This window comes from Pseudomonas citronellolis, from assembly GCF_001586155.1.
In the GTDB taxonomy this organism is placed as follows: Bacteria; Pseudomonadota; Gammaproteobacteria; order Pseudomonadales; family Pseudomonadaceae; genus Pseudomonas; species Pseudomonas citronellolis.
This window is the reverse complement of record NZ_CP014158.1, coordinates 2,484,415-2,507,895: the sequence shown is the minus strand read 5'-3', so window position 1 is coordinate 2,507,895 and position 23,481 is coordinate 2,484,415. Positions and strand designations below refer to the sequence as shown.

Here is a 23,481-nt window from a genome sequence, read left to right as displayed (position 1 = left end):
AAAGGCGGCGAATGGTCGTGGGAGATTGCAGGGGAAAATATATGAAAGGAGCCAGCCATGAATTTCGGCATGTGGTTTGAATCCTGGCCCTTGGATGTGCAAATTGCTTGTCTTCTTTTACCCTTCGTGATCTTGTTGTCCGGTGCAGCGGTCCTGGCCTATACAACGCACCGCCACTATGAGCGAATCCTCGCTGCGTTTCCCAATAGTCCTGGCGTCAATAATTACAACCGAATATGGGCGGGCTCCAGTTTCCGCTCGCGCTGCATGCAGGTCGCCAGCACAGCGGGTTTCATGTTCCTACTGACAAGAATCAATATTCGTCGTGGCCATCTGAGCCCCGAAGACCTACGTAATTTTCCACCTGATATCAGGCGGCTCATGCTCATTTCAGGCAGCCTTCTGCTCGCGGGTTCAGCATGGTTGTTTCTACTTGTCGGCCTGCTCAAGCTCAGTGGTGTGAAGTAGCGGGAGCCACTCCTCATGCAGTTCGGACCTCATCGGTATATAGAGCTTCATTTCTTAGCAATTGCTGATGGCGGAAGCTGAAAATTACGTAGGCGGCGAATGAGCCGGGGAGATTGCAGGGAAAAATAGCGGCGGTGGATCAGTACGCAGGAGGTGCCGGAGGTGCGTTGTCAGGGCGGCGATGGCGGGCCGCGGCAGTTGTGTCTGAGTTGGGGCGGCAGGGTGTGCGATTCGCGCGCAGGGCGCGCTCCTACAAGGGGGGCGGTGTGACGTGCTGGGTTGTAGGGGCTTGCTTGTGGATGGTGTTTGCCGGTGATTGCGGTGTTTGGGGTTGCTCCGCGCCCTCACCCCGGCCCTCTCCCAGAGGGAGAGGGAGTCGTTCGGCGTGGCGGGGAGAGTCGGTGTCGACTTGGGGGGCCACACGGCTGTTTCCGGCTGCGCTGTGGTGCTTTTCGTAGGATGGGTTGAGCTTGCGAAACCCATCGGGCCATGGTGATGGGTATCGCTTCGCTCAACCCATCCTACGGGTGTTTGCCGGTGAATTGCGGTGTTTGGGGTTATGCCGCTTCCTCTCCCTGAAGGGAGAGGGGCCGTTTGGTGTGGCGGGAGGGGCGGCATCGGCCTGCAACGCTAGAGCCGCTTTTAAGTGATTTCAGCGCCAGTCGAGGATCGGCCAGCCGGCTGTTTCGGCGTGGTGGCGTAGGGCTGGGTCGGGGTTTACTGCTCGGGGATTCTGGACCAGGGATAGCAGGGGCAGGTCGTTGCGGGAGTCGGAGTAGAAGTGGGCGCCGGCCAGGCTTTCGCCCTGCTCCTGTAGCCAGGCTTGCAGGCGGGTGACCTTGCCTTCGCGGTAGGTCAGGGTGCCCTGGGTGCGGCCGCTGTAGGTGCCCTGGTGCTGTTCCAGGTCGATGGCCAGGACTTCGGCCACGCCCAGGCGGGCGGCGATGCTGGCGACCAGGAAGTGCGCCGAGGCGGAGATGACCAGCAGGCGGTCGCCGGCTTCGCGGTGCTGGTTCAGGCAGCCCATGGCGTCGAAGCGGATGCAGGGGCCTATGACTTCCGTGACGAAGGGTTCGACCGCCGCGGCAACGGCTTCGGCGGTGCGCCCCGCCAGGGGCGCCAGGGTGAAGGCCATGTAGTCTTCCATCGCCAGCCGGCCTTCGGCGTACAGGGCCATGAGTGCCCGTTCGTGGCGGACGAAGGCGTCGCCTTCCACCCAGCCCAGGTCGGCCATGTGCCGGCTCCACAGGCTGGCGCAGTCGCCGTCGATGAGGGTGTCGTCCAGGTCGAAGAGTGCGAGGGCCATGGGCGTTCTCCTTGTTCAGTCGGGAATGCTGGTCGGGCCGCGGGCGGCCCGGTGGTGGCTCAGCGGGCTTGCAGGGCGGTGGCGGGTGCGGCGCCTGCCCTCCCCTGCGGGAGGCTGTGCCAGAACGGCACCAGCAGCAGGCAGGCGGTCAGCGCGGCGCAGGTGAAGAGGATGAACACCGAGAAGGTGTCGAAGTAACCGGGCAGCAGGCCGCCGAGGATCGCCCCCACCGAACCGCAGCCGTTGACGAAGCCGGTAGCGGTGCCGGCGGCCTGGCGGGTGCCGAAGTCGATGGCGGCGGCGCCGCTGATCATCGAGTCGGGACCGTAGAGGGTGACGCCCATGAGGAACAGCAGCCCCACCACCAGGTACAGGCTGCCGCTGAGCAGCACCGGGGTGAACAGCGCCAGGCACGCCGCCAGCGCCAGCAGGCTGAGCACGCAGGCGGGCATACGCCGGGCGCCGAACAGCCGGTCCGAGGCCAAGCCGATGAGGATGGGCCCGAGCAGGCCGGCGACCTCGAAGGCGGTGGGGACGACGGCGGCGGCGACCTTGCCGATTTCCGGCATGCGTTCGTAGATGATCACCGGGCCCCAGAACAGGATGGCGTAGCGCGCCGGCTTGAGCAGGAAGTAGGCCAGCCCCAGGACCAGCACGGTGCGGTTGCGCAGCACCTGGCGCAACGCGTCCCACAGGCCGGTGGTGGCTTGCGCCTGCGTTTCCTGTTCGTCGTCCGCTGGCGGCAGGCCGACGTCTTCCGGGCGGTTACGTTGCAGCAGCAGGAACAAGCAGCCCACGGCCAGCACCACGCCGGCGGAGGCGATGAAGGCTACCTGCCAGTCGTCGCTGAGCTGGTAGGCGCACCAGCCGACGAAAGGCGTGGCCACCAGGCCGCCGAAGGCGTAGCAGGTGCTCCAGTAGCCCATGGCGCGGCCGCGCTCTGCGGTGGAGAAGAAGCCGCCCATGTTCTTGCACAGCCCCGACCAGCCGGTGGACTGCGCCAGGCCCTGGACGACCATGCAGGTGGCGAAGATCGGCACGGTGGCGAAGGTGCCCATGGCCAGCGCCGCCAGGGCCGAGACGAACAGCCCGCCGCCCACCACCACGCGTGGGCCGAAGCGGTCGGCGAAGCTGCCCCAGACGAACTGGCCCACGGCGTAGGCGGCGAGGTAGAGGGCGTCCAGGTCGGCCATGGCCGCCTTGTCGAGGGCGAAGCCGGGGTCTTCGCCGATGCCGAGCTTGGCTACGGAGAAGGCCTTGCGAGTGAAGTAGAAGGCGGCGTAGGCCAGCCAGGTGATGGCGAAGATCTGGATGCGCCAGCGCTGCCGGGCCGTCCAGCCGCCGCTTCGAATCTGCATGGTGGTGGTCCCCCATTGGTTGTTCTTGTCGTGGGTGCGACCGGTGCACGGCAAGGCCTGGTCCGGCGCGTGGGGGCGATCTTAGGGGTGGCGCGCCGCGCAGAACTTGACCGCCGGCTCACGCGGCGAACCCCTGGGGTCAAGTCCCACAACGCTCGGCGCAATTGCGGAAATCAGCTACGGCAAGGGCGAGGCAGAACTGTCGGAAATCCGCCCGTCTCCGGCAAGAGTGTGGCGTGGGCAGGTGACGGGCGGGGCTTTGGCGGCGGGCCGGGATTCAGAGGGTGTTTGCCTGGCGTTGGCGCTCAGGTGCCCAGGTAGCGCTCCGGCCAGCGCAGCTCCCAGGCCTCCAGTTCGGTGCCGCTGGGTGGGCGGCAGCCGGCGCGCAACGGCGCCACGGCCGCCGGCGGGCTGGGCAGGTCGCAGTGGATGGCGGGGTTGGCGCTGGCGTAGCGGCGCGCGGCCTCGGCGCAGGCTGAGGCTTCGTCTTCACTGGCGCATACGATGAAGAACGTCCCCAGGAAGACCTTCCATGCGGGCGGATCACCATCGGTCTGTTCGATCCGGATGTCCATGGGCCCAAGCATAGCCACACATTTATTACGGGAAGGCGCAGGTCGTCGCCTGGGTGGGGGGCCGCTGGTCGGGGTGGTAATGCCAGGTTCGATGCCGAGTGGACGGTGGCCGAGGTCAAACGGCGGATAACGCCAGAGGCGTTATGCGCCCTACGCCAGGCCTGGGCTCAATACTGCTCCGGCACCAGCATTTCCGCTGGCGTGGGGATTCGCACGTAGTCGGCGTGGCGCTGGCGCGCCGGCAGTTCGATGGGCTTCTGCGCCACTTCTTCGTAGGGCACCTGGCCGAGCAGGTGGTGGATGCAGTTCAGCCGCGCGCGCCTCTTGTCATCCGCCTGCACCACCCACCAGGGCGCCTCGGCGATGTGGGTGCGTTCGAGCATGGTTTCCTTGGCCTTGGTGTAGGCCTCCCAGCGCCGCCGCGATTCCAGGTCCATGGGGCTGAGCTTCCATTGCTTGAGCGGGTCGTGGATGCGGCTGAGGAAGCGCAGGTGCTGCTCCTCGTCGGTGATCGAGAACCAGTACTTGACCAGTTGGATGCCCGAACGCGCCAGCATGCGCTCGAACTCCGGCACGCTGCGGAAGAATTCCTCGTACTGCTCGTCGTTGCAGAAGCCCATCACCCGCTCCACCCCGGCGCGGTTGTACCAGCTGCGGTCGAACAGCACGATCTCCCCCGCCGCCGGCAGGTGCGAGACGTAGCGCTGGAAGTACCACTGGGTGCGCTCGCGGTCGTTCGGCGCCGGCAGCGCGGCCACCCGGCACACGCGCGGGTTGAGGCGCTGGGTGATGCGCTTGATCACCCCGCCCTTGCCCGCCGCGTCGCGGCCTTCGAAGAGCACCACCAGCTTGTGCCCGGTCTTGACCACCCAGTTCTGCAACTTCACCAGTTCGCCCTGCAGGCGGAACAGTTCGCCGAAGTAGCGCTGGCGCAGCAGGTGCTGTTCGAAGTTTTCCAGGGTGTCGGCGCGCAGGCCGTCGAGGTCGTAGAGCTCCTGCCAGTCGAGCTCGAGTTCCTCGTCGCGGTCGTCGAGCGCCTCCTGGCGGATGCGCTGGGGCAGGGTCTTGTCGTTGAGCAGCATGGGGTCAGCACTCGCAAGGTCGGTATGGGCCGTCACTGGCTCCGTCACTCAGGCGTGACATTTTCATGACAGAAAAATGTAGTTACGACTGATGACAGAATCATGACAGAAGCGCCTTTCGCCTCACGAAAAGCTGCGGGCCAGAGCGGCTGGAGATGGCAGGGTGCCATGGGAGGGATCGCGGACGGAGTCCGCTCCTACGGGGGGAACACTGCGATTTCCCAGCTGCGGGCCCTGCCCGCGATTCGCGCGCAGGGCGCGCTCCTACAGGGGAGCGGCGCGGCTGGGGCAGCGTAGCGGATCTCATCCGCGATTCGCGCCGATACCTCCGGCAAACACCAGACCCGTAGGATGGCGTTGAGCGAAGCGATACCCATCACCACGACCGCATGGGTTTCGCCAAGGCTCAACCCATCCGTTGAGGCGCGCCTTCGCGCAGCCGGCAAGACAGTTGCTCCTACGGGGTGCACGTTGTAGGAGCGGATCTCATCCGCGAATCGCGCCGGTGGTTCAGGTTATCGCGGACAAGGTCCGCTCCTACAGTCATTCCGGGGCGCGGGCTCAGGCGTCGATCACCGGGCGCTGTTTGTTCTGGTACTTGAAGGTGCCGCTGGCGGTGGCCACGGTTTCGCCCGCGGCGTTGCGGACTTCGGCCTCGCAGAAGGCGATGGAGCGGGTGCGGTGGCGGACCTGGCCGAAGGCTTCGAGCACTTCTCCGACGTCGCCGCCGGGGCGCAGGAAGCTGGTCTTCATTTCGACGGTCACGCAGCCGCGGCCTTCCTCGTCGACATGGCTGCAGGCCAGGGCCATGGCCACGTCGAGCAGGCTCATGAGCACGCCGCCGTGGGCGTTGCGCCAGCCGTTGAGGTGCTCGCGCTCCACGCGCAGCACCAGGTGGCCGTCGTGCTCGCCGGCGCCGGCCGGCTGGTAGCGGAACTTCAGGTGGTCGAGAAAGGGAATCTCGATGCCACGGTATTCGGTGTAGGACTGCAGGTGCGAAGGGTCGAAGCTCATGGGCCATCCGGTGGAAGTTGACGGGCAGGATCATTTCAACGCATCGGCCAGCCCCGGCGTATCACTCCTTGGGATGAATCTTCAACGGCGCCCCTTGCGGCTGCGCTCGCCGTCGCGCTGCAATTCCACCGCCTGGACGAACAACTCGTCCACCATCAGCGTCTGGATGGGTTCCTCGCACAGCAGCGACAGGCTCATGGATTCGATGGCCTGGTTGTATTCCAGGCGCGCGATGCCGCACAGCAGGATGCGCTGGTTGAAGCCGACGCGGCCGCGGTCGATCAGTTGCTCGCGGACGGTCTCGCCGTCCTGGTAGCTGACTTTCAGCGTCACCTGGGCGTCGCCGGCGGTGGCCAGGTGCAGCCACACCGCGACGTTGAAGTCGGCGCGCCAGCCGCGCCCGACCTTCTTCGCTACGGCCTGCTGGATCAGGTGCCGGGGAACGTGGCTGATGAGTCTGCTGTGGGATTGCATGGAAGACATGTGCACAAACGTGGGTTCACTGCGGAAGACCGCAGTCTAGGCAAGGGAGTTCAGCGATGCAGCCAGCATCGGGTAGCGTCCCGTATCGGTTCCGATACAAGGCTTGAGGCCGGCGCGAGGGCCGGCCGGGGCGGGGTCAACCGAGGAGGTCGAGGCTGGGCTGGGTTCGTTCGACGCCATACATCTGCTTCAGGGCCACCGGAGTGGCAGTGGGTGCGACCGGCTGGCTGCCGGCGTCGGCCTGCTGCGTGATCTTTTCCCTGATGCGCTGGGCTATTTCGTTCTCGATGCGCTCGCGGTCCTCGGCGGGCATGGCGTCGAGCTGTTCCTGGGTGATGTCCATGTCCTGCATGACGCTGTGCCGCAGCTTTTCGCCGGGACTGAGCTTCATGTAGGCGAGGAATTCGTCCAGGGGGCCGCCGCCACTCTGCGCGGCGCCGCCGGAGGATGCTACCGCGCCGGAGGGCGCCTCGCTCGTACCGCTCGTCGTCGCGCTCGCGCTGCTGGCGTTGGCCAGGTAGCTGGCGAACTCGCTGGCGCCGGCGACCACGCCGCGCACCAGCTTGGTCGCCAGGCCGATGCCACTCAGGCCGTCGATGATGTTCATGGGCAGGTCTCCCGTGCCGAAGGGGGGAGCCTGTATCGGGCAAGAAACACGCCAGGATGCCGGCCGGCGGTCATGACGGCGCCGCCCTCCCCTGTAGGAGCGAGCTTGCTAGCGAACGGGCGTTCCCGGTTGCAGCGTTGCCGTGCGGTTCGCGAGCAAGCTCGCTGCTACGCAAGGCAAACGCCTGCCAGGCTGCGGCAAGGCTTTGCCGGCGCCGCAATGAAAACGCCCGCCACGGCTTGCACCGTGGCGGGCGTCGGGGGAGCGCTGGGGCTCAGCCGAAGCGACCAGTGATGTAGTCCTCGGTCTGCTCCTTGGCCGGCTTGGTGAACAGGGTGTCGGTGTCGCCGAACTCGATCAGGTCGCCGAGGAACATGAAGGCGGTGTAGTCCGAGCAACGCGCGGCCTGCTGCATGTTGTGGGTGACGATGACCACGGTGAACTCCTGCTTGAGTTCGGTGATCAGCTGCTCGATGCGCCCGGTGGAGATCGGGTCCAGCGCCGAGGTCGGCTCGTCGAGCAGCAGCACCTGGGGCTTGAGTGCGATGGTGCGGGCGATGCACAGGCGCTGCTGCTGGCCGCCGGAGAGGCCCTGGGCGCTGGCGTTCAGCTTGTCTTTCACTTCGTCCCACAGGGCCGCGCCGCGCAGGGCCTGCTCGACGCGGTCGTCCATCTCGCGGCGGTTGACCTTTTCGTGGTGGCGCACCGCGTAGGCGATGTTCTCGTAGATGGTCATCGGGAACGGCACCGGCTTCTGGAACACCATGCCCACCTGGCTGCGCAGGCGGTTCATGGAGTAGCCGGGGGCGAGGATGTTCTCGCCGTTGAGCAGCACCTCGCCGCGCGCTTCCTGCTTCGGGTACAGGGAGTAGATGCGGTTGAAGATGCGCAGCAGGGTCGACTTGCCGCAGCCGGACGGGCCGATGATGGCGGTGATGCACTTCTCCGGGATGTCCATGTTGATGGACTTGAGCGAACGGTGCTCGCCGTAGAAGAACTCCAGGTCGCGAACGCGGATCTTGGTGCGTTCGGCGGCGATGGCGGTGGTCATGGCAGTCATCAGGATGCCCTATTGCGCAGAAGGATGAGACGGGAGGTGAGGCTGAGCAGCAGTACGAACAGGGTCAGCACCAGGGCGCCGGCCCAGGCCAGGGCGTTCCAGTCGCTGAATGGGCTCATGGCGTACTGGAAGACCACGACGGGCACGCTGGCCATGGGCTTGAGCAGGTCGCTGCTCCAGAACTGGTTGCCGAAGGCGGTGAACAGCAGCGGCGCGGTTTCGCCGGTGATGCGCGCCAGGGCCAGGAGGATGCCGGTGATCACCCCGGCGCGGGCGGCGCGCAGGACGATCTGCAGGGTCAGCTTCCATTGCGGCACGCCCAGGGCCAGCGCGGCTTCGCGCATGGTGGTCGGCTGCAGCTGGAGCATTTCGTCGGTGGTCCGCACCACCACCGGGATCACCAGCAGGGCCAGGGCCAGGGCGCCGGCGATGGCGGAGAAGCCCACGCGGTGGTCGGTGAGGTAGTTCAGCGGCAGGATCACGCTGGTGTAGACGAACAGGCCCAGGACGATGGACGGCGCCGACAGCAGGATGTCGTTGATGAAGCGCACCACGGTGCCCATGCGGGTGTGGCGGGCGTATTCGGCCAGCCAGATGCCGGCCATCAGGCCGATGGGGGTGCCGATCAGCAGCGCCAGCGCGCTCATCAGCACGCTGCCGTAGAAGGCGTTGGCCAGGCCGCCCTCGGCTCCCGGCGGCGGCGTCATCTTGGTGAACAGGTTGAGGTTCAGCGCCTCGATGCCGTGGCTGATGGTGGTCAGCAGGATCCACGCCAGCCACATCAGGCCGAACAGGGTGGCGCCGCAGCTGAGCAGCATGGCGGCGCGGTTCTTCAGCGCGCGGGTGCGATACAGGCTTTCGTTGCCGGCCATGTCACTTGCCCTCCTTCTGGGCCAGGCGCAGCAGCATCAGGCGAGCGGCGGCGAGAACGATGAAGGTGACCACGAAGAGCAGGAAGCCCAGGGCGATCAGCGAGGAGCGGTGCAGGTCGGTGTAGGCCTCGTTGAACTCGTTGGCGATCACCGAGGCGATGGAGCTGCTGGGCATCAGCAGCGAGGCGGAGAAGTGCTGCGAGTTGCCCAGCACGAAGGTCACCGCCATGGTCTCGCCCAGGGCGCGGCCGAGGCCGAGGAAGATGCCGCCGACCACCGCCGAGCGGGTGTAAGGCAGGACGATGTCCCAGACCACTTCCCAGGTGGTGTTGCCCAGGGCGTAGGCCGATTCCTTCAGGGTGGTCGGTACGCTGTTGAACACTTCGTTCATCACCGAGGTGATGAAGGGGATGATCATGATCGCCAGGACGATGCCGGCGCTGAGCATGCCGATGCCCAGCGGCGGGCCCTGGAACAGGCCGCCGATCAGCGGCAGCGCGCCCAGGTAGTCGTTCAGCCAGGGGGCGATGTGCTGGGCCATGAACGGGCCGAAGACGAACAGGCCCCACATGCCGTAGATGATCGAGGGGATCCCGGCCAGCAGCTCGACGGCCGCGGCCACCGGCATGCGCAGCCACGGCGGCGCCAGCTCGGTGAGGAAGATGGCGATGCCGAAGCTGACCGGTACGGCGATCAGCAGCGCCAGGAAGGAGGTGACCAGGGTCCCGTAGATCGGTACCAGGGCGCCGAATTTGTTGTTCACCGCATCCCATTCGGTGCTGGTGAGGAAGTCCAGGCCGAAGTGCGAGAAGGCCAGGCTGCCGCCCCATAGGGTGGAGCCGGCGACGCCGGCGAGCAGCAACAGCACCAGCAGCGCGGAGCCGAACATGGCGTTGCGGAACCAGCGATCGTGGCGCTGGTCGCGCTGGGCGCGGTCTTCGGCTTCGGCGGCCTTCAGGTTGGGCATGGCGAGGGACGGTGAGGATTCGGTAGACATCGGTTCATCCAAGCAAGCGAACCGCCGCACGGGGTTCCGGGCGGCGGTCCTGGTCATTCACCCGATCAGCGGGCGAAGTCCGACTTCCAGTAGCCTTCGATGCGCTTGACCAGGGACTCCGGCAGCGCCACGTAGTCCAGGGCGGCGGCCTGCTGCTGGCCGTTCTCCAGGGACCACTTGAAGAAGTGGAAGGCGGCCTGGGCCTGTTCCGCGTTCTTCGGTTGCTTGTACATGATGATCCAGGTGGTGGCGGTGATCGGCCACGCGGTGTCGCCCGGGGCGTTGGTCATCAGCAGGTTGAAGTCCTTGGCGTTGGCCCAGTCGGCGGTGTCGGCGGCAGCCTGGAAGCTCTTGGTGTTGGGCTGCACGAACTTGCCGGCGGCGTTCTTCAGCGAGGCGTAGGCCATCTTGTTCTGCAGGGCGTAGGCGTACTCGACGTAGCCGATGGAGTTCTTGATCTGCTTGACGTAGGCGGAGACGCCTTCGTTGCCCTTGCCGCCCATGCCGACCGGCCAGGGTACGGTGGTGCCGAAGCCGATCTTGTCCTTCCACTCCGGGCTGACCTTGGACAGGTAGTTGGTGAAGTTGTAGGAGGTGCCCGAACCGTCGGAACGGCGGACCACGGTGATCTTGGTGGCCGGCAGCTTCAGTTCGGGGTTCAGCGCGGCGATGGCCGGGTCGTTCCAGTCGGTGATGCTGCCGAGGAAGATCTTGGCCAGGGTTTCACCGTCCAGGTGCAGCTTGCCCGGCTCGACGCCGTCCAGGTTGACCACCGGCACGATGCCGCCGATCACGCTGGGGAACTGGCCCAGGCCGGCCGCTTTCAGGTCGTCGGCCGACAGCGGGGCGTCGGAGGCGCCGAAGTCGACGGTGGCGGCCTTGATCTGGGCGATGCCGCCGCCGGAGCCGATGGACTGGTAGTTGATGCGATTGCTGGAAGACTTGCTGTATTCCTGGGACCACTTCGACAGCACCGGGTAAACGAAGCTGGAGCCGGCGCCGGTGACATCAGTGGCATGGGCCAGGCCGGTCAGGGCCATGGAAGCCAGCAGGACGGACAAGCGGGTTTTGCTGAGCAGCATCACGTCAATACCTCAATATGGGAGGAAGTCCGGGAAGTCCCCGGTTGGTTAGAAGACGTGATGATTTAATGCCGTGAATATGTACGCTTTATGACAGCGAGATTAATAATCCGCGTACTGGCAACTTAATGGCAGCGCGGGTGTCCGCCCTCCCCCCTGCCACGCAGCCCGGCCAGGGCTGCCAGGGCAGGCGCCCTATACGCACCCGGCCGGCGGCCGGGTGCGCGGCGCGCCGGTCAGGCCGGCGCTGCGGCCAGGCGCGGGCGATGGTCGCCCGTGCGGTTCTTGCGGACTTCGCGGCGTTCGCGGAAGTCCAGTTCCTCCATGGCCTCCATGCGTTCCTGCAGGTCCTCGATCTCCTGGGGGGTCAACAGCTTGCGCGTCCTGTACATGGACACCTCCGCATGCAAGTTCCTCACAGCTTTAGACTGGCACGCGGCGGCGAAGATTCCAGTCAGCGCAGTTCTTCCACCAGGCTCGACAGCGTCGAGAGCACCGCGCCGGCCAGGCGCTTGGCGCGCGCGCCGCTCCAGCCGGTGCGGGCGTCGGGGGCCAGGTCGTGGTCCTTGAACGGCATCTCCAGGGTCAGCGCCAGGCACTGGTAGGTTTCGCCGACGTGGTTGCAGGCCAGCGTCATGTTGGCCTTGCCCGGCGCGCTGCGCGGGTAGCCGTGCAGGCTCTGGAACTCGCCACGCTCCTCCAGGCGCTTGCGGAACTCCGCTTCGAGGTAGGCCTGGCGCTCGCTGTAGCCGGGGTTGCCCTCGCAGCCGGCGGCGAATACGTAGGGGATTTCCTCGTCGCCGTGGATGTCGAGGAACAGGTCGACGCCCTGCTGGCGCATGTGCGCCTGGACGAACAGCACTTCCGGGCTGGTCTCGGCGCTGGGCGAGGCCCAGGCGCGGTTGAGGTCGGTGCCGGCGGCGTTGGTGCGCAGGTGGCCGCGGAAGGCGCCGTCGGGGTTCATGTTCGGCACCAGGTACAGCTCGGCGTGCTGCAGCAGGTAGTCGAGTTCCGCATCCTTCTGCTGCAGGCGCTCGATCAGGCCTTCCATGAACCATTCGGCCATGTGCTCGCCGGGGTGCTGCTGGGCGATCAGCCACAGCTTGCGCGTGGCCTGCGGGTTGCGGCGGATGCGCAGCAGCGGGATGTCGCGGCCCTCGATGCTGCGCCCGGTGGCCACCAGTTCGGCGCCGGCCTGCTCGATGGCCTGGCGCACCAGCGCGGCATGGCGCTCGCGGCTGTAGGGCTCGAAGTAGGCGAACCAGGCCCGAGGCTGCTCGGCGTCGAGGCTGAAGCGCAGGGACTGGCCGTCGTAGCTGCTGTCCACGCGGAACCAGTCGCGCTGGTCGTAGGAGGCCAGCGCGCGGTAGCCCGGCCAGCCGCCGGTGTAGCTGGAGTGCCCGGCGTTGGTCAGGTCGAAGGTGTAGCGCTGGCCCGGGGTCAGGCCGTCGGCGCAGAAGTGGAACCACTGGAAGTGCGGGCTGTTCAGGTCCGGGCGCAGGGCCAGGCGCACGTCCTGCGGGTCGCTGGCATCCAGCACCTGGATGTTGCCGCTGTCGAAGTCGCAGCGAATCTCCATGAAACCTCCTCAGGCAAAAGCGGATGCAAAGCCCCTATCTTGCGGCGCCCTGCCCCGGCTGTCACGAATTGGCCGTGGAAAAGCCGGCCCAAGGGCTCGCGCCCCCTGCGACGCAACGGCGCACCCCGCAAGTTCGATGAAAGCCGCGTGGCAGAGCCATTTACCGGCGGTTTCCCGGAAGATTGCCGGCAATTTTCCGGTTTCCAATGCGACAACCTTGTGCACAAAAGCGACAGGCGTTGTGACTTTTTGCGCGGCTCGCGGTGTCAATGGGCTGTACAGATCGGACGGATCAGTGAAGCGCCGTCCCCTTAACAGAGCAATGGATGACCTGCGCAGAGAGTGTAACCACCATGAACGCGACCCTTCGTTTCAACGAGGCTCTGCTGATCACCGGACGAGCCTTCCAACCCTTCCACTGCGTCACCTGGATCGACCAGTCCGGCGGCGACGGCAGCCTCGACCTGTCCGTCCTCGACCGCACCGGCACGCGCCTGCTGGGCCTGACGCGCATCCCCTGCACCGAATACTCCGACCCGGCGCGCCTGGCCGACCTGCTGACCCAGGCCCGCGAAGAGCTGAACCGCGAAGGCTATGACCTGCAGGAATGGCATATGCCGGAGTGAAGCCCAGGCCTTGTGGCCCGGTGCTTGAAAAGCGCCGTTTTCCTCGGGGAGGGAAACGGCGTTTTTTATTTCCGGCAGGGCGTTTTGGGGAGCGGGGGCTGTTGTAGGAGCGAGCTTGCTCGCGAACAGAGTTTCCCGGTTATTTCGGAGCCCGGCTGAACTCCGTCCCCTCTCCCCAACCCTCTCCCTGAAGGGAGAGGGGGCTAGTCCGTGCTGGCTGAATGTGTGGTTTCAGCCGGATACCAAAACATCCGGCTGACTCAGAAATATCCCCACACTCCGAACGGTCCCCTCTCCCTTCAGGGAGAGGGTTAGGGAGAGGGCGCTCTCAGGCCTGGCGACGGAGTTCCTGGAAGCCTCGTTCGCGAGCAAGCTCGCTCCTACGAAAAGCCACCGAGCGATTGGCAAGATCCGTGGGCTCCATGACATTGCCGCCACTCCCCACCCGGCGCACACTCCCGGCAAACCCCGGAGCCGCCCGCCATGCCCGCCATCCGCCGCATCGCCAGCCTGATCTACCCCGACGTGATGAGCCTGGACGTCACCGGCCCGCTGCAGGTGTTCGCCTCGGCCAACATCGAGCGCCAGCGCCAGGGCCTGTCGGCGCCCTACGAACTGCTGGTGCTGGGCGAAAACGAAGGCCCGGTGGCCACCTCCGCCGGCCTGCGCATCTGCGCCGACGCCGCCTGGGGCGATACCGACGCCGCCAGCCTCGACACCCTGCTGGTACCCGGCGGCCTCGGCGTGGAAGCGCAGTGCGCCAACCCCGCGCTGCTGGCCTGGCTGCGCGCCGCCGAAGGCCAGGTCCGGCGCCTCGGCTCGGTGTGCTCCGGCGCCCTGCTGCTGGCCGCCGCCGGGGTACTCGACGGGCGCAGCGCCACCACCCACTGGGCCGACGTCGACACCCTGCGCGAGTGCCACCCCGCAGTCCACGTGCAGGGCGACCGCCTGCACACCTACGACCCCAGCCGCCGCGACGGCGACGACCACGTGTTCACCTCCGCCGGAGTCACCGCCGGCATCGACCTGGCCCTGGCGCTGGTGGAGGCCGACCTCGGCCGCCCGCTGGCCCTGGCCGTGGCCCGGCGCCTGGTGATGTTCCTCAGGCGCCCCGGCGGCCAGGCGCAGTTCAGCACCTGGTTGACCCCGGAACCGGTGCGCGCGCCGCGCCTGGCCGCGTTGCTGGAGTGGATCCCGGCCAACCTCGGCGCCGACCTGTCGCTAGAGGCCCTGGCCGAACAGGCCTGCATGAGCCCACGCACCCTGTCGCGGGTGTTCATCAATGAGCTGGGCGTGGCGCCCGGCCGCTACGTGGAGAAGGTGCGCCTGGAGGCCGCCCGCGCCCTGCTGCAGGACGCCAGGGCATCGATCGCCACCGTGGCCCGGCTGTGCGGATTCGGCCACCCGGAGAACCTGCGGCGCACCTTCCACAAGCACCTGGCGGTCAGCCCCCAGGAATACGCCGAACGCTTCGGCCAGCTCACCGACGCCTGATCCCCCAGCCAGAAGGACCTCGCCATGCTCGAACTGCGCCCCAACTGCGAATGTTGCGACCGCGACCTGCCGGCCGACAGCCCGGACGCGCGCATCTGCACCTTCGAATGCACCTTCTGCCGCGACTGCGCCGAAAGCGTGCTCGGCGGCCAGTGCCCGAACTGCGGCGGCGAACTGCTGCAACGGCCACGGCGCCCGAGCGAGGCGCTGCTGCGCCACCCGGCCTCGACGCAGCGGGTGCTCAAGCCCGGCGGCTGCCGGAACTGAGGGCGCGGACATGCTGCTACTGCGCAACGGCGCGCTGCGCCTGCTGTTCCTCGGCCAGGCGCTGTACTGGTCGTGCTCGCTGATCGGCATCACCCTGACCTCGCTGATCGGCGCGCAACTGGCGCCGCTCAACGGCCTGGCCACCCTGCCCCTGGCCCTGCTGGTGCTGGGCAACCTGCTGGCGGTGCAGCCGCTATCGCTGTTCATGCAGCGCCACGGCCGCCGCCCCGGGCTGATGCTCGGCGCCGCCGGCGGCGTGCTCGGCGGGCTGACCTGCGCCCTGGGCGTGCAACTGGGCTCGTTCTGGCTGCTGTGCCTGGGCGCCCTGCCCATCGGCGCCTACCAGGCCTCGGCGATGTACTACCGCTTCGCCGCCCTGGAGGCGGTGGGCGAGGCCGAGAAGGGCCGCGCCAGCGCCTACGTGATCGGCGGCGGCGTGCTGGCCGCCCTGCTCGCCCCGAGCCTGGCGCTGTGGGCCCGCGAGGCGCTGCCCACGCCCTTCGTCGGCGCCTACTTGGCCATCGCCGCGTTGGCGCTCGTCGGCCTGCTGCTGATGGCGCGCCTGCGCGAAGGCGCCGCGCCTCGCCCACCGCACGGCGGCATCGCAGCCATGCGCGCCCTGCTCGGCCGGCCGCTGGTGCGCGCGGCCATGGCCTGCACCGCCGCCGGCCACGGGCTGATGATCCTGATCATGAACGCCACACCGCTGGCCATGCAGTTCTGCGGGCTGTCCCTGGAAAGCTCGGCGAGCGTGATCCAGTGGCACATCCTCGGCATGTTCCTCCCGGCCTTCGTCGCCGGCCCGCTGGTGGACCGCCTGGGCAGCCGCTGCGTGGCCCTGCTCGGCATCGCCCTGCTGGCGGCCAGCGCAGCCGTGGCCCTGGCCGGCCTGGACCATGGCCATTTCCTGGCCAGCTCGCTGCTGCTAGGCATGGGCTGGAACCTGCTGCTGGTGGCCGGCACCACCCTGCTCGGCGAAGGCCACGGCGCGGACGAGCGCGGCCAGGCGCAGGGGCTGATGGAGCAAGGCAACAGCCTGATGGCGGCGCTGATGTCGTTCAGCTCTGGAGCGCTGATCACCAGCCTGGGCTGGAGCGCGGTGAACCTGCTGGTGTGGCCGGTGCTGGCGTTCGCCCTGGCGCTGCTCTGGCCGGCGCGCCGACGCCAGCCGGCCAGCGCCTGAGCCACGGTATTCCTCCCCCGTAGGAGCGGACCTTGTCCGCGATAGCCGGCGGTATCGGCGCGATTCGAGGATGAGATCCGCTGCCCCACCCGCGCCATTCCCATTGTAGGAGCGCACCCTGCGCGCGATTCGCGGGCAGGGCCCGCTCCTACAGGTCGCCGGGAGCCACGGTATTCCTCTCCGTAGGAGCGGACCTTGTCCGCGATAGCCGGCCATCCCGGCGCGATTCGCGGATGAGATCCTACGCCGCCCCACCCGCGCCATTCCCATTGTAGGAGCGCGCCCTGCGCGCGAATCGCGGGCAGGGCCCGCTCCTACAGGTCGCCGGGGGGCACGGTATTCCGCCCCCGTAGGAGCGGATCTTGTCCGCGATGGCCGGCCATTCTGGCGCGATTCGCGGAACCACGCGCACAAAAAAGCCGCCCCTCGGGGCGGCCTTCTTGCCGAAACACCCACCACTCAGTAGTAGGCGTTTTCCTTGTTGCTGTGGTCGGTGACGTCGCGCACGCCCTTCAGTTCCGGGATGCGTTCGATCAGGGTCTTCTCGACGCCGTCCTTGAGGGTCATGTCGACCATGCCGCAGCCCTGGCAGCCGCCGCCGAAGCGCAGCACGGCGATGTTGTCCTCGACCACCTCGACCAGGCTGACCTGGCCGCCGTGGCTGGCCAGGCCGGGGTTGATCTCGGTCTGCAGGTAGTAGTTGATGCGTTCGGTGATCGGGCTGTCTTCGTTGACCATTGGAACCTTGGCGTTCGGCGCCTTGATGGTCAGTTGGCCGCCCATGCGGTCGGTGGCGTAGTCGACCACGGCGTCTTCCAGGAAGGGCTCGCTGATGCCGTCGACCCAGGCGGTGAAGTCCTTCAGGCCGATCGGGGTGTCTTCCGGCTTCTGCTCGCCCGGCTTGCAGTAGGCGATGCAGGTTTCCGCGTACTGGGTGCCCGGCTGGGTGATGAAGATGCGAATGCCGATCCCGGGGGTGTCCTGCTTGACCAGCAGTTCGGCCAGGTAATCCTGGGCAGCTTCGGTAATGGTGATGGCGCTCATGGCAACTCCTCGCAAACGTGGGGGCAGTTTACGCCATTCGCCCGCCCCGGATAAAGCCCTACCAATTTAGTAGGAATAGTTCGCAAGTAGCGGCTTCAAGCTTCAAGCTTCAAGCTTCAAGCTTCAAGCTTCAAGCTTCAAGCTTCAAGCTTCAAGCTTCAGGCTTCAGGCCGCAGGCTCCAAAGCGCTCTTGCCTGCCGCCTGCAGCCGCCTCAAAGATTTTCATAGCGATTCATGTCGAGGATGCCCGCCTCCACCGGCTCGGTCTCGCGCAGGTAGGCGTCGAGGTCGTGGAAGTAGCGCCAGAACTGCGGGTTGCTGCGGCGGATGCCCCAGCGTTCCACCACCTTGTCGAAGTCTTCCTGGCTCTGCACGCGCTCCAGGGCCGAGACGAAGTCGCCGGCCTCCTCCGCCTTGAGATCGAACATGAAGTTCGGGTAGCTGGAGAGCACGCCCGGGTAGATGGTCAGGGTGTCCAGCCCCGGCTGGTAACGCAGCGACTCGCCGAGCATGAAGGCGACGTTGCTGTGGGCGCGGTTGCGCAGCGCCGTGTAGATCTCGCGTTTTCCGCCGGGCAGCTCGACGCGCAGGATGGTCGCCTCGGGGAACTGCTCGATCACCTTCAGCCCCGCCGCCGGGCGGCTGACCAGGCGGCTGAAGGCCTGCTCGGCGTCCTGCAGCGGGCGCGGGACGTTGCGCCGGTAGCAGCCGCCGTCCTGGCACAGGTTGATCGGGTCGGGCCGCGCATCGAGGCTGGCGTAGCGGCTCAGCAACTGCACGGCGAAGGCATTCTTGGCGCCCTTCTCCGGCAGGTCCAGGCCGCTGGGCGCGTCGTTGTCGAGGTTCTGGTAGTCCAGCCACATCTTCAGCCGGCCGCTGTTCTGGTACCAGTCGTCGAGCAGGTGCTTGCGCGCGGCCACCGGCATCAGGCGCAGGAAGTTCTGCTCGGCGCCGTTGCGGATCAGGTCGAAGTACAAGCGCGTCTGCGCCTGGTGCGAGACGTTGCCGTAGACGTCGAAGTTGACCACCAGCTGGTAGTAGGTGCGCTCCAGCAGCGGGTAGTCCATCCACCACAGCGTCTGCGGGACGCCGCCGATCAGGCCCTTGCGCACCGAGGCGCTGTCGTACTGGCGGAAGATCGACAGCAGCGCGTTGTCGTTGCCGTGCCAGATGTCCGCCCAGGTCGGCGCCGCGGCCTCTTCGTAGGCGTCCAGGCGCAGCGCCTCGTATTCGTTGCGCTTGTCGCGGTAGCTGGTCCATTGCTGGAGCATCTGGCCCATGTCGTCGATCTGCCCGGGCAGGCCCAGCAGCGGCGTGGCCTGGGCCCGGTACGCCGCATCGGTGACGTAGAGGTCGTGGGCCGGGTCCTGGAAGATCGCCCAGAAGTTGTCGCGGATCACGTCGGTGGCGATCTGCCCGCGGCACACCGGGCCGCGGATGAAGGTGCGGACGAAGTACTCGGCGTTGTCCAGCATGAACTGGTAGCGCGCCCGCGCCGGGATGGCGGCGAAGGTCTCGAAGGGGTTGGCGCGGTGCTGCAGGCCGTAGCCGGGCACCTTGTCGGCCGCCCAGGCGCCGGCGAAGAACAGCTCGCGGGTATGCGCCAGCTTCGCGGGGCTCAGCGGGTAGGTGATGTGCGTCTTGTGCACGATCACGCCCTGGATCGGCCACAGGCGGTAGTAGAAGGCCGCGCCGGGATCGTCGTTGGGCCGCCGCGTGGCGATGGGGTCGATGGGCTGGCCGCTGGGCGTGCGCGAGCGCACCAACTGGAAGAAGTGCCCCGGCGCGCCCTGCTCTTCGAAGTACAGGTGGGCGAGGAACAGGTGCTCGTAGAGCCAGCGCGAAACCAGGCTCTCGCGGGCGCCGGGCTGGTTCAGGAAGCGCTCCCACTCGGCGATCTGCCGCGCCTCGCCGGCGCCGGGCTGCCAGGCCTGCTCGTCCACCGGCGCGCCCTCGGCCAGCCATTGCTTCAGGGTGGCGTACTGCTGGGCGCTGAGGCCGGTGACGGCGAAGGGCATGCCGCTGCGCGGGTTCTTCTGCACGAACTCGTCGATGCTGTCCGGCGTCGGGCACTGGTTGCTGCGGTTGATCGACAGGTCCAGGCCCTCGGGGATCTTCACGTTGGGCACCAGCGGGTGGGCCTGGCCGAGGTCGAGCATGCGCTGCATCAGCGCCGCCTGGCCACCGCGGGCGTCCAGCACCGACCAGAAGTCCTTGCGCCGCCAGGCGTCGGCGCCGTGGGCATCGAGGAACAGGCGCGTGGTTTCCTGGGCCTTGGTGCGGGTGCCGTCGTACACCGGCAGCTTGTTGGCGCCGCGCTGGGCGCCCTCGGCGGCGCTCAGGTTGAGCTGGCACGGCGAGTCGTAGCAGGCGTGGCAGACCACGCACTTGTCGGTGAAGATCGGCTGTATGTCCTTGCTGTAGGAAATGCCGGCTGCCTGAGCAACGGCTGAAAGCAGCATGAACGCAATGGTCAACGCAAAGGATGCGCGCAAGGACATCGGGGACTCCATACCTCGTGAATAGGCGGATTCTAGCGGCTCCGCGGGCTTTTGCGGCCAACCGATGGCCGGTACAACATGAACTGCGCTCATGTAAAAGCCCGGTCGGCTCAAATCCTCTGCAGGTTTGCTATCATCAGCGACCCTTTGCCACAGCCGTTTCCAGGTAGTTCCCATGTCCGATCGTGCCGCCCGCCAGCAAGCCCTGCAGAAAGCCCTGAAGGAGCGCATCCTGATCCTCGATGGCGGCATGGGCACCATGATCCAGAGCTATAAGCTGCAGGAAGAGGACTACCGCGGCGAGCGCTTCGCCGACTGGCCGAGCGACGTGAAGGGCAACAACGACCTGCTGCTGCTCAGCCGCCCGGACGTCATCCAGGCCATCGAAAAAGCCTACCTGGACGCCGGCGCCGACATCCTCGAGACCAACACCTTCAACGCCACCCAGGTGTCCCAGGCCGACTACGGCATGGAAGAACTGGTCTACGAGCTGAACGTCGAGGGCGCGCGCCTGGCCCGCGAAGTGGCCGACGCCAAGACCGCCGAGACCCCGGACAAGCCGCGCTTCGTCGCCGGCGTGCTGGGCCCGACCAGCCGCACCTGCTCGATCTCCCCGGACGTCAACGACCCGGGCTTTCGCAACGTCACCTTCGACGAGCTGGTGGCGAACTACAGCGAGGCTACCCGCGGCCTGATCGAGGGCGGCGCCGACCTGATCCTGATCGAGACCATCTTCGACACCCTCAACGCCAAGGCGGCGATCTTCGCCGTGCAGGGCGTCTACGACGAGCTCGGCTTCGAGCTGCCGATCATGATCTCCGGCACCATCACCGACGCCTCCGGGCGCACCCTGTCGGGGCAGACCACCGAGGCCTTCTGGAACTCGGTGCGCCACGCCAGGCCGATTTCCGTCGGCCTGAACTGCGCCCTCGGCGCCAAGGACCTGCGCCCCTACCTGGGGGAGCTGGCGACCAAGGCCGACACCCACGTTTCCGCGCACCCCAACGCCGGCCTGCCGAACGCCTTCGGCGAATACGACGAGACCCCGGCGCAGATGGCCGAGGTGGTCGAGGAGTTCGCCGCGTCCGGCTTCCTCAACATCATCGGCGGCTGCTGCGGCACCACCCCGGCGCACATCCAGGCCATCGCCGAGGCGGTGGCCAAGTACCCGCCGCGGGCGATCCCGGAAATCCCCAGGGCCTGCCGCCTGTCGGGTCTTGAGCCGTTCACCATCGACCGCAGCTCGCTGTTCGTGAACGTCGGCGAGCGCACCAACATCACCGGTTCGGCGAAGTTCGCCCGGCTGATCCGCGAGGAGAACTACGCCGAGGCCCTGGAAGTGGCCCAGCAGCAGGTGGAAGCCGGCGCCCAGGTGATCGACATCAACATGGACGAGGGCATGCTCGACTCCAAGGCAGCGATGGTGAAGTTCCTCAACCTCATCGCCGGCGAGCCGGACATCTCCCGCGTGCCGATCATGATCGACTCCTCCAAGTGGGAGGTGATCGAAGCGGGCCTCAAGTGCATCCAGGGCAAGGGCATCGTCAACTCCATCTCCATGAAGGAAGGCGTCGAGCAGTTCAAGCACCACGCCCGCCTGTGCAGGCGCTACGGCGCCGCGGTGGTGGTGATGGCCTTCGACGAGGCCGGCCAGGCCGACACCCAGGCGCGCAAGGAAGAAATCTGCCAGCGCAGCTACGACATCCTGGTCAACGAAGTGGGCTTCCCGCCGGAAGACATCATCTTCGACCCGAACATCTTCGCGGTGGCCACCGGCATCGAGGAGCACAACAACTACGCGGTCGACTTCATCAACGCCTGCGCCTACATCCGCGACAACCTGCCCTACGCGCTCTCCTCGGGCGGGGTGTCCAACGTGTCCTTCTCGTTCCGCGGCAACAACCCGGTGCGCGAGGCCATCCACTCGGTGTTCCTCTACTACGCCATCAAGAACGGCCTGACCATGGGCATCGTCAACGCCGGCCAGTTGGAGATCTACGACGAGATCCCGAAGGAGCTGCGCGACGCGGTGGAGGACGTGATCCTCAACCGCACCCTGGAAGGCACCGAGGCCCTGCTGGCGATCGCCGACAAGTACAAGGGCGACGGCGCCGCCAAGGAAGTGGAAGACGAGGAATGGCGCAGCCATAGCGTCGAGAAGCGCCTGGAGCACGCCCTGGTCAAGGGCATCACCACCTACATCGTCGAAGACACCGAGGAATGCCGGCAGAAGTGCGCGCGGCCCATCGAGGTCATCGAAGGCCCGCTGATGAGCGGCATGAACGTGGTCGGCGACCTGTTCGGCGCCGGCAAGATGTTCCTCCCGCAGGTGGTCAAGTCGGCCCGGGTGATGAAGCAGGCGGTGGCCCACCTGATCCCCTTCATCGAGGCGGAGAAAGGCGACAAGCCCGAGGCCAAGGGCAAGATCCTCATGGCCACGGTGAAGGGCGACGTGCACGACATCGGCAAGAACATCGTCGGCGTGGTGCTGGGCTGCAACGGCTACGACATCGTCGACCTCGGCGTGATGGTGCCGGCGGAGAAGATCCTGCAGACCGCCATCGCCGAGAAGTGCGACATCATCGGCCTGTCCGGGCTGATCACCCCATCGCTGGACGAGATGGTCCACGTCGCCAAGGAAATGCAGCGGCAGAACTTCAGCCTGCCGCTGATGATCGGCGGCGCCACCACCTCCAAGGCGCACACCGCGGTGAAGATCGACCCGCAGTACAGCAACGACGCGGTGGTCTACGTCACCGACGCCTCGCGCGCGGTGGGCGTGGCCACCACCCTGCTGTCGAAGGAAATGAAGCCCGACTACGCGCGCAAGCTGCGCGAGGAGTACGCCGAGGTCCGCGAGCGCACCGCCAACCGCAGCGCCCGCACCGAGCGCCTGAGCTACGCGGCGGCCATCGCCGCCAAACCGCAGTTCGACTGGGCCGGCTACCAGCCGCCGGTGCCCACCTTCACCGGCGTGAAGGTGCTGGAGGACATCGACCTGAACGTGCTGGCCGAGTACATCGACTGGACGCCCTTCTTCGTCTCCTGGAACCTGGCCGGCAAGTACCCGCGCATCCTCAGCGACGAAGTGGTCGGCGAAGCCGCCACCAGCCTGTTCAACGACGCCCAGGACATCCTGCGCAAGCTGATCGACGGCAAGCTGATCAAGGCCCGCGCCGTGTTCGGCTTCTGGCCGGCCAACCAGGTCAACCACGACGACTTGGAGGTGTACGCCGAGGACGGCCACAAGCTGGCCACCCTGCACCACCTGCGCCAGCAGACCATCAAGCCCGACGGCAAGCCGAACTTCAGCCTGGCCGACTTCGTCGCACCCAAAGACAGCGGCATCAAGGACTACGTCGGCGGCTTCATCACCACCGCCGGCATCGGCGCCGAGGAAGTGGCCAAGGCCTACGAGGCCCAGGGCGACGACTACAACGCGATCATGGTCAAGGCCCTGGCCGACCGCCTCGCCGAAGCCTGCGCCGAATGGCTGCACGAGCGCGTGCGCAAGGAATACTGGGGCTACCAGCCCGAAGAACACCTGGACAACGACGCGCTGATCCGCGAGCAGTACGTCGGCATCCGCCCGGCCCCCGGCTACCCGGCCTGCCCGGACCACACCGAGAAAGGCACCCTGTTCCAGCTGCTGGACCCCAAGGGCCTGTCCGGCGTCACCCTCACCGAACACTACGCCATGTTCCCGGCGGCCGCGGTCAGCGGCTGGTACTTCGCGCATCCGCAGGCGCAGTACTTCGCCGTGGGCAAGGTCGACAAGGACCAGATCGACGCCTACAGCGCCCGCAAGGGCCAGGACGTGGCGGTCAGCGAACGCTGGCTGTCGCCGAACCTGGGCTACGACGCCTGATCCACCTTCCAGGAG

21 protein-coding genes are annotated in these 23,481 nt (G+C 66.9%); 6 read left to right on the top strand and 15 right to left on the bottom strand.

What is annotated here, in order from left to right; translation table 11 throughout:
• The first annotated feature begins 57 nt into the window (after positions 1 to 57).
• Positions 58 to 468 (top strand): hypothetical protein, encoded by a 411-nt coding sequence (locus PcP3B5_RS31370; protein WP_145923882.1) that lies wholly within the window; start codon positions 58 to 60, stop codon positions 466 to 468.
• 652 nt (positions 469 to 1,120) lie between these two features.
• On the opposite strand, the gene PcP3B5_RS11350 is transcribed toward PcP3B5_RS31370, so the two are convergent.
• The 13 genes from PcP3B5_RS11350 to PcP3B5_RS11295 form a co-directional block, all read right to left on the bottom strand.
• Positions 1,121 to 1,774: an HAD family hydrolase gene (locus PcP3B5_RS11350; RefSeq protein ID WP_061561296.1), complete on the bottom strand. Its 654-nt coding sequence runs from the start codon at positions 1,772 to 1,774 to the stop codon at positions 1,121 to 1,123.
• A gap of 59 nt (positions 1,775 to 1,833) precedes the next feature.
• On the bottom strand, positions 1,834 to 3,132 hold the full coding sequence (locus PcP3B5_RS11345; RefSeq protein ID WP_061561295.1) for an MFS transporter: 1,299 nt from the start codon (positions 3,130 to 3,132) through the stop codon (positions 1,834 to 1,836).
• Positions 3,133 to 3,437: 305 nt separating this feature from the next.
• Positions 3,438 to 3,707 carry a hypothetical protein gene (locus PcP3B5_RS11340; protein WP_009619271.1) on the bottom strand — a complete coding sequence of 90 codons (270 nt, stop codon included), beginning with the start codon at positions 3,705 to 3,707 and terminating at the stop codon, positions 3,438 to 3,440.
• 167 nt (positions 3,708 to 3,874) lie between these two features.
• Positions 3,875 to 4,789, bottom strand: coding sequence for a polyphosphate kinase 2 (ppk2, locus tag PcP3B5_RS11335; protein WP_061561294.1), 915 nt, complete (start codon positions 4,787 to 4,789; stop codon positions 3,875 to 3,877).
• A 561-nt stretch (positions 4,790 to 5,350) separates the two neighbouring features.
• Positions 5,351 to 5,803, bottom strand: coding sequence for a PaaI family thioesterase (locus PcP3B5_RS11330; protein WP_043316278.1), 453 nt, complete (start codon positions 5,801 to 5,803; stop codon positions 5,351 to 5,353).
• An 81-nt stretch (positions 5,804 to 5,884) separates the two neighbouring features.
• Positions 5,885 to 6,286, bottom strand: coding sequence for a hypothetical protein (locus PcP3B5_RS11325; RefSeq protein ID WP_225617133.1), 402 nt, complete (start codon positions 6,284 to 6,286; stop codon positions 5,885 to 5,887).
• 136 nt (positions 6,287 to 6,422) lie between these two features.
• Positions 6,423 to 6,893: a hypothetical protein gene (locus PcP3B5_RS11320; protein ID WP_061561293.1), complete on the bottom strand. Its 471-nt coding sequence runs from the start codon at positions 6,891 to 6,893 to the stop codon at positions 6,423 to 6,425.
• Between the two features lie 274 nt (positions 6,894 to 7,167).
• A complete protein-coding gene (gene pstB, locus PcP3B5_RS11315; RefSeq protein WP_370686624.1) occupies positions 7,168 to 7,953 on the bottom strand; it encodes a phosphate ABC transporter ATP-binding protein PstB in 786 nt (261 codons plus the stop codon).
• Positions 7,953 to 8,825 carry a phosphate ABC transporter permease PstA gene (gene pstA / locus PcP3B5_RS11310; protein ID WP_009619261.1) on the bottom strand — a complete coding sequence of 291 codons (873 nt, stop codon included), beginning with the start codon at positions 8,823 to 8,825 and terminating at the stop codon, positions 7,953 to 7,955. The genes pstB and pstA overlap by 1 nt, the downstream gene beginning before the upstream one ends.
• A 1-nt stretch (position 8,826) precedes the next feature.
• Positions 8,827 to 9,792, bottom strand: coding sequence for a phosphate ABC transporter permease subunit PstC (gene pstC / locus PcP3B5_RS11305; RefSeq protein WP_371263856.1), 966 nt, complete (start codon positions 9,790 to 9,792; stop codon positions 8,827 to 8,829).
• A 95-nt stretch (positions 9,793 to 9,887) separates the two neighbouring features.
• Positions 9,888 to 10,904, bottom strand: a complete 1,017-nt coding sequence (gene pstS, locus PcP3B5_RS11300) for a phosphate ABC transporter substrate-binding protein PstS (RefSeq protein WP_009619259.1) — start codon at positions 10,902 to 10,904, stop codon at positions 9,888 to 9,890.
• A 236-nt stretch (positions 10,905 to 11,140) separates the two neighbouring features.
• Positions 11,141 to 11,296 carry a hypothetical protein gene (locus tag PcP3B5_RS31960; protein ID WP_009619258.1) on the bottom strand — a complete coding sequence of 52 codons (156 nt, stop codon included), beginning with the start codon at positions 11,294 to 11,296 and terminating at the stop codon, positions 11,141 to 11,143.
• 62 nt (positions 11,297 to 11,358) lie between these two features.
• Positions 11,359 to 12,483, bottom strand: a complete 1,125-nt coding sequence (locus PcP3B5_RS11295) for a M14 family metallopeptidase (protein ID WP_043266821.1) — start codon at positions 12,481 to 12,483, stop codon at positions 11,359 to 11,361.
• A gap of 353 nt (positions 12,484 to 12,836) precedes the next feature.
• On the opposite strand from PcP3B5_RS11295, the gene PcP3B5_RS11290 reads away from it, so the two are divergent.
• The 4 genes from PcP3B5_RS11290 to PcP3B5_RS11275 all read left to right on the top strand — a co-directional run bounded on the left by PcP3B5_RS11290 (position 12,837) and on the right by PcP3B5_RS11275 (position 16,053).
• Positions 12,837 to 13,109 carry a hypothetical protein gene (locus tag PcP3B5_RS11290; RefSeq protein ID WP_009619255.1) on the top strand — a complete coding sequence of 91 codons (273 nt, stop codon included), beginning with the start codon at positions 12,837 to 12,839 and terminating at the stop codon, positions 13,107 to 13,109.
• Between the two features lie 483 nt (positions 13,110 to 13,592).
• Positions 13,593 to 14,603, top strand: coding sequence for a GlxA family transcriptional regulator (locus PcP3B5_RS11285; protein ID WP_061561291.1), 1,011 nt, complete (start codon positions 13,593 to 13,595; stop codon positions 14,601 to 14,603).
• Between the two features lie 24 nt (positions 14,604 to 14,627).
• Positions 14,628 to 14,870, top strand: a complete 243-nt coding sequence (locus PcP3B5_RS11280; RefSeq protein ID WP_058489125.1) for a DUF1272 domain-containing protein — start codon at positions 14,628 to 14,630, stop codon at positions 14,868 to 14,870.
• A gap of 13 nt (positions 14,871 to 14,883) precedes the next feature.
• A complete protein-coding gene (locus PcP3B5_RS11275) occupies positions 14,884 to 16,053 on the top strand; it encodes an MFS transporter (protein ID WP_145923980.1) in 1,170 nt (389 codons plus the stop codon).
• Positions 16,054 to 16,512: 459 nt separating this feature from the next.
• Here the strand turns inward: PcP3B5_RS11275 and nfuA are convergent, their stop codons facing one another.
• Together nfuA and PcP3B5_RS11265 are read right to left on the bottom strand one after the other, a co-directional pair.
• Entirely contained in the window at positions 16,513 to 17,097 is a 585-nt protein-coding gene (gene nfuA, locus PcP3B5_RS11270; RefSeq protein WP_043316265.1) for a Fe-S biogenesis protein NfuA, read from the bottom strand.
• Positions 17,098 to 17,309: 212 nt separating this feature from the next.
• On the bottom strand, positions 17,310 to 19,598 hold the full coding sequence (locus PcP3B5_RS11265; protein ID WP_061561289.1) for a fatty acid cis/trans isomerase: 2,289 nt from the start codon (positions 19,596 to 19,598) through the stop codon (positions 17,310 to 17,312).
• A 175-nt stretch (positions 19,599 to 19,773) separates the two neighbouring features.
• Here PcP3B5_RS11265 and metH point away from each other — a divergent pair, with 175 nt between their 5' ends.
• Positions 19,774 to 23,466 carry a methionine synthase gene (gene metH, locus PcP3B5_RS11260; protein WP_061561288.1) on the top strand — a complete coding sequence of 1,231 codons (3,693 nt, stop codon included), beginning with the start codon at positions 19,774 to 19,776 and terminating at the stop codon, positions 23,464 to 23,466.
• The last annotated feature ends 15 nt before the right edge of the window (positions 23,467 to 23,481 follow it).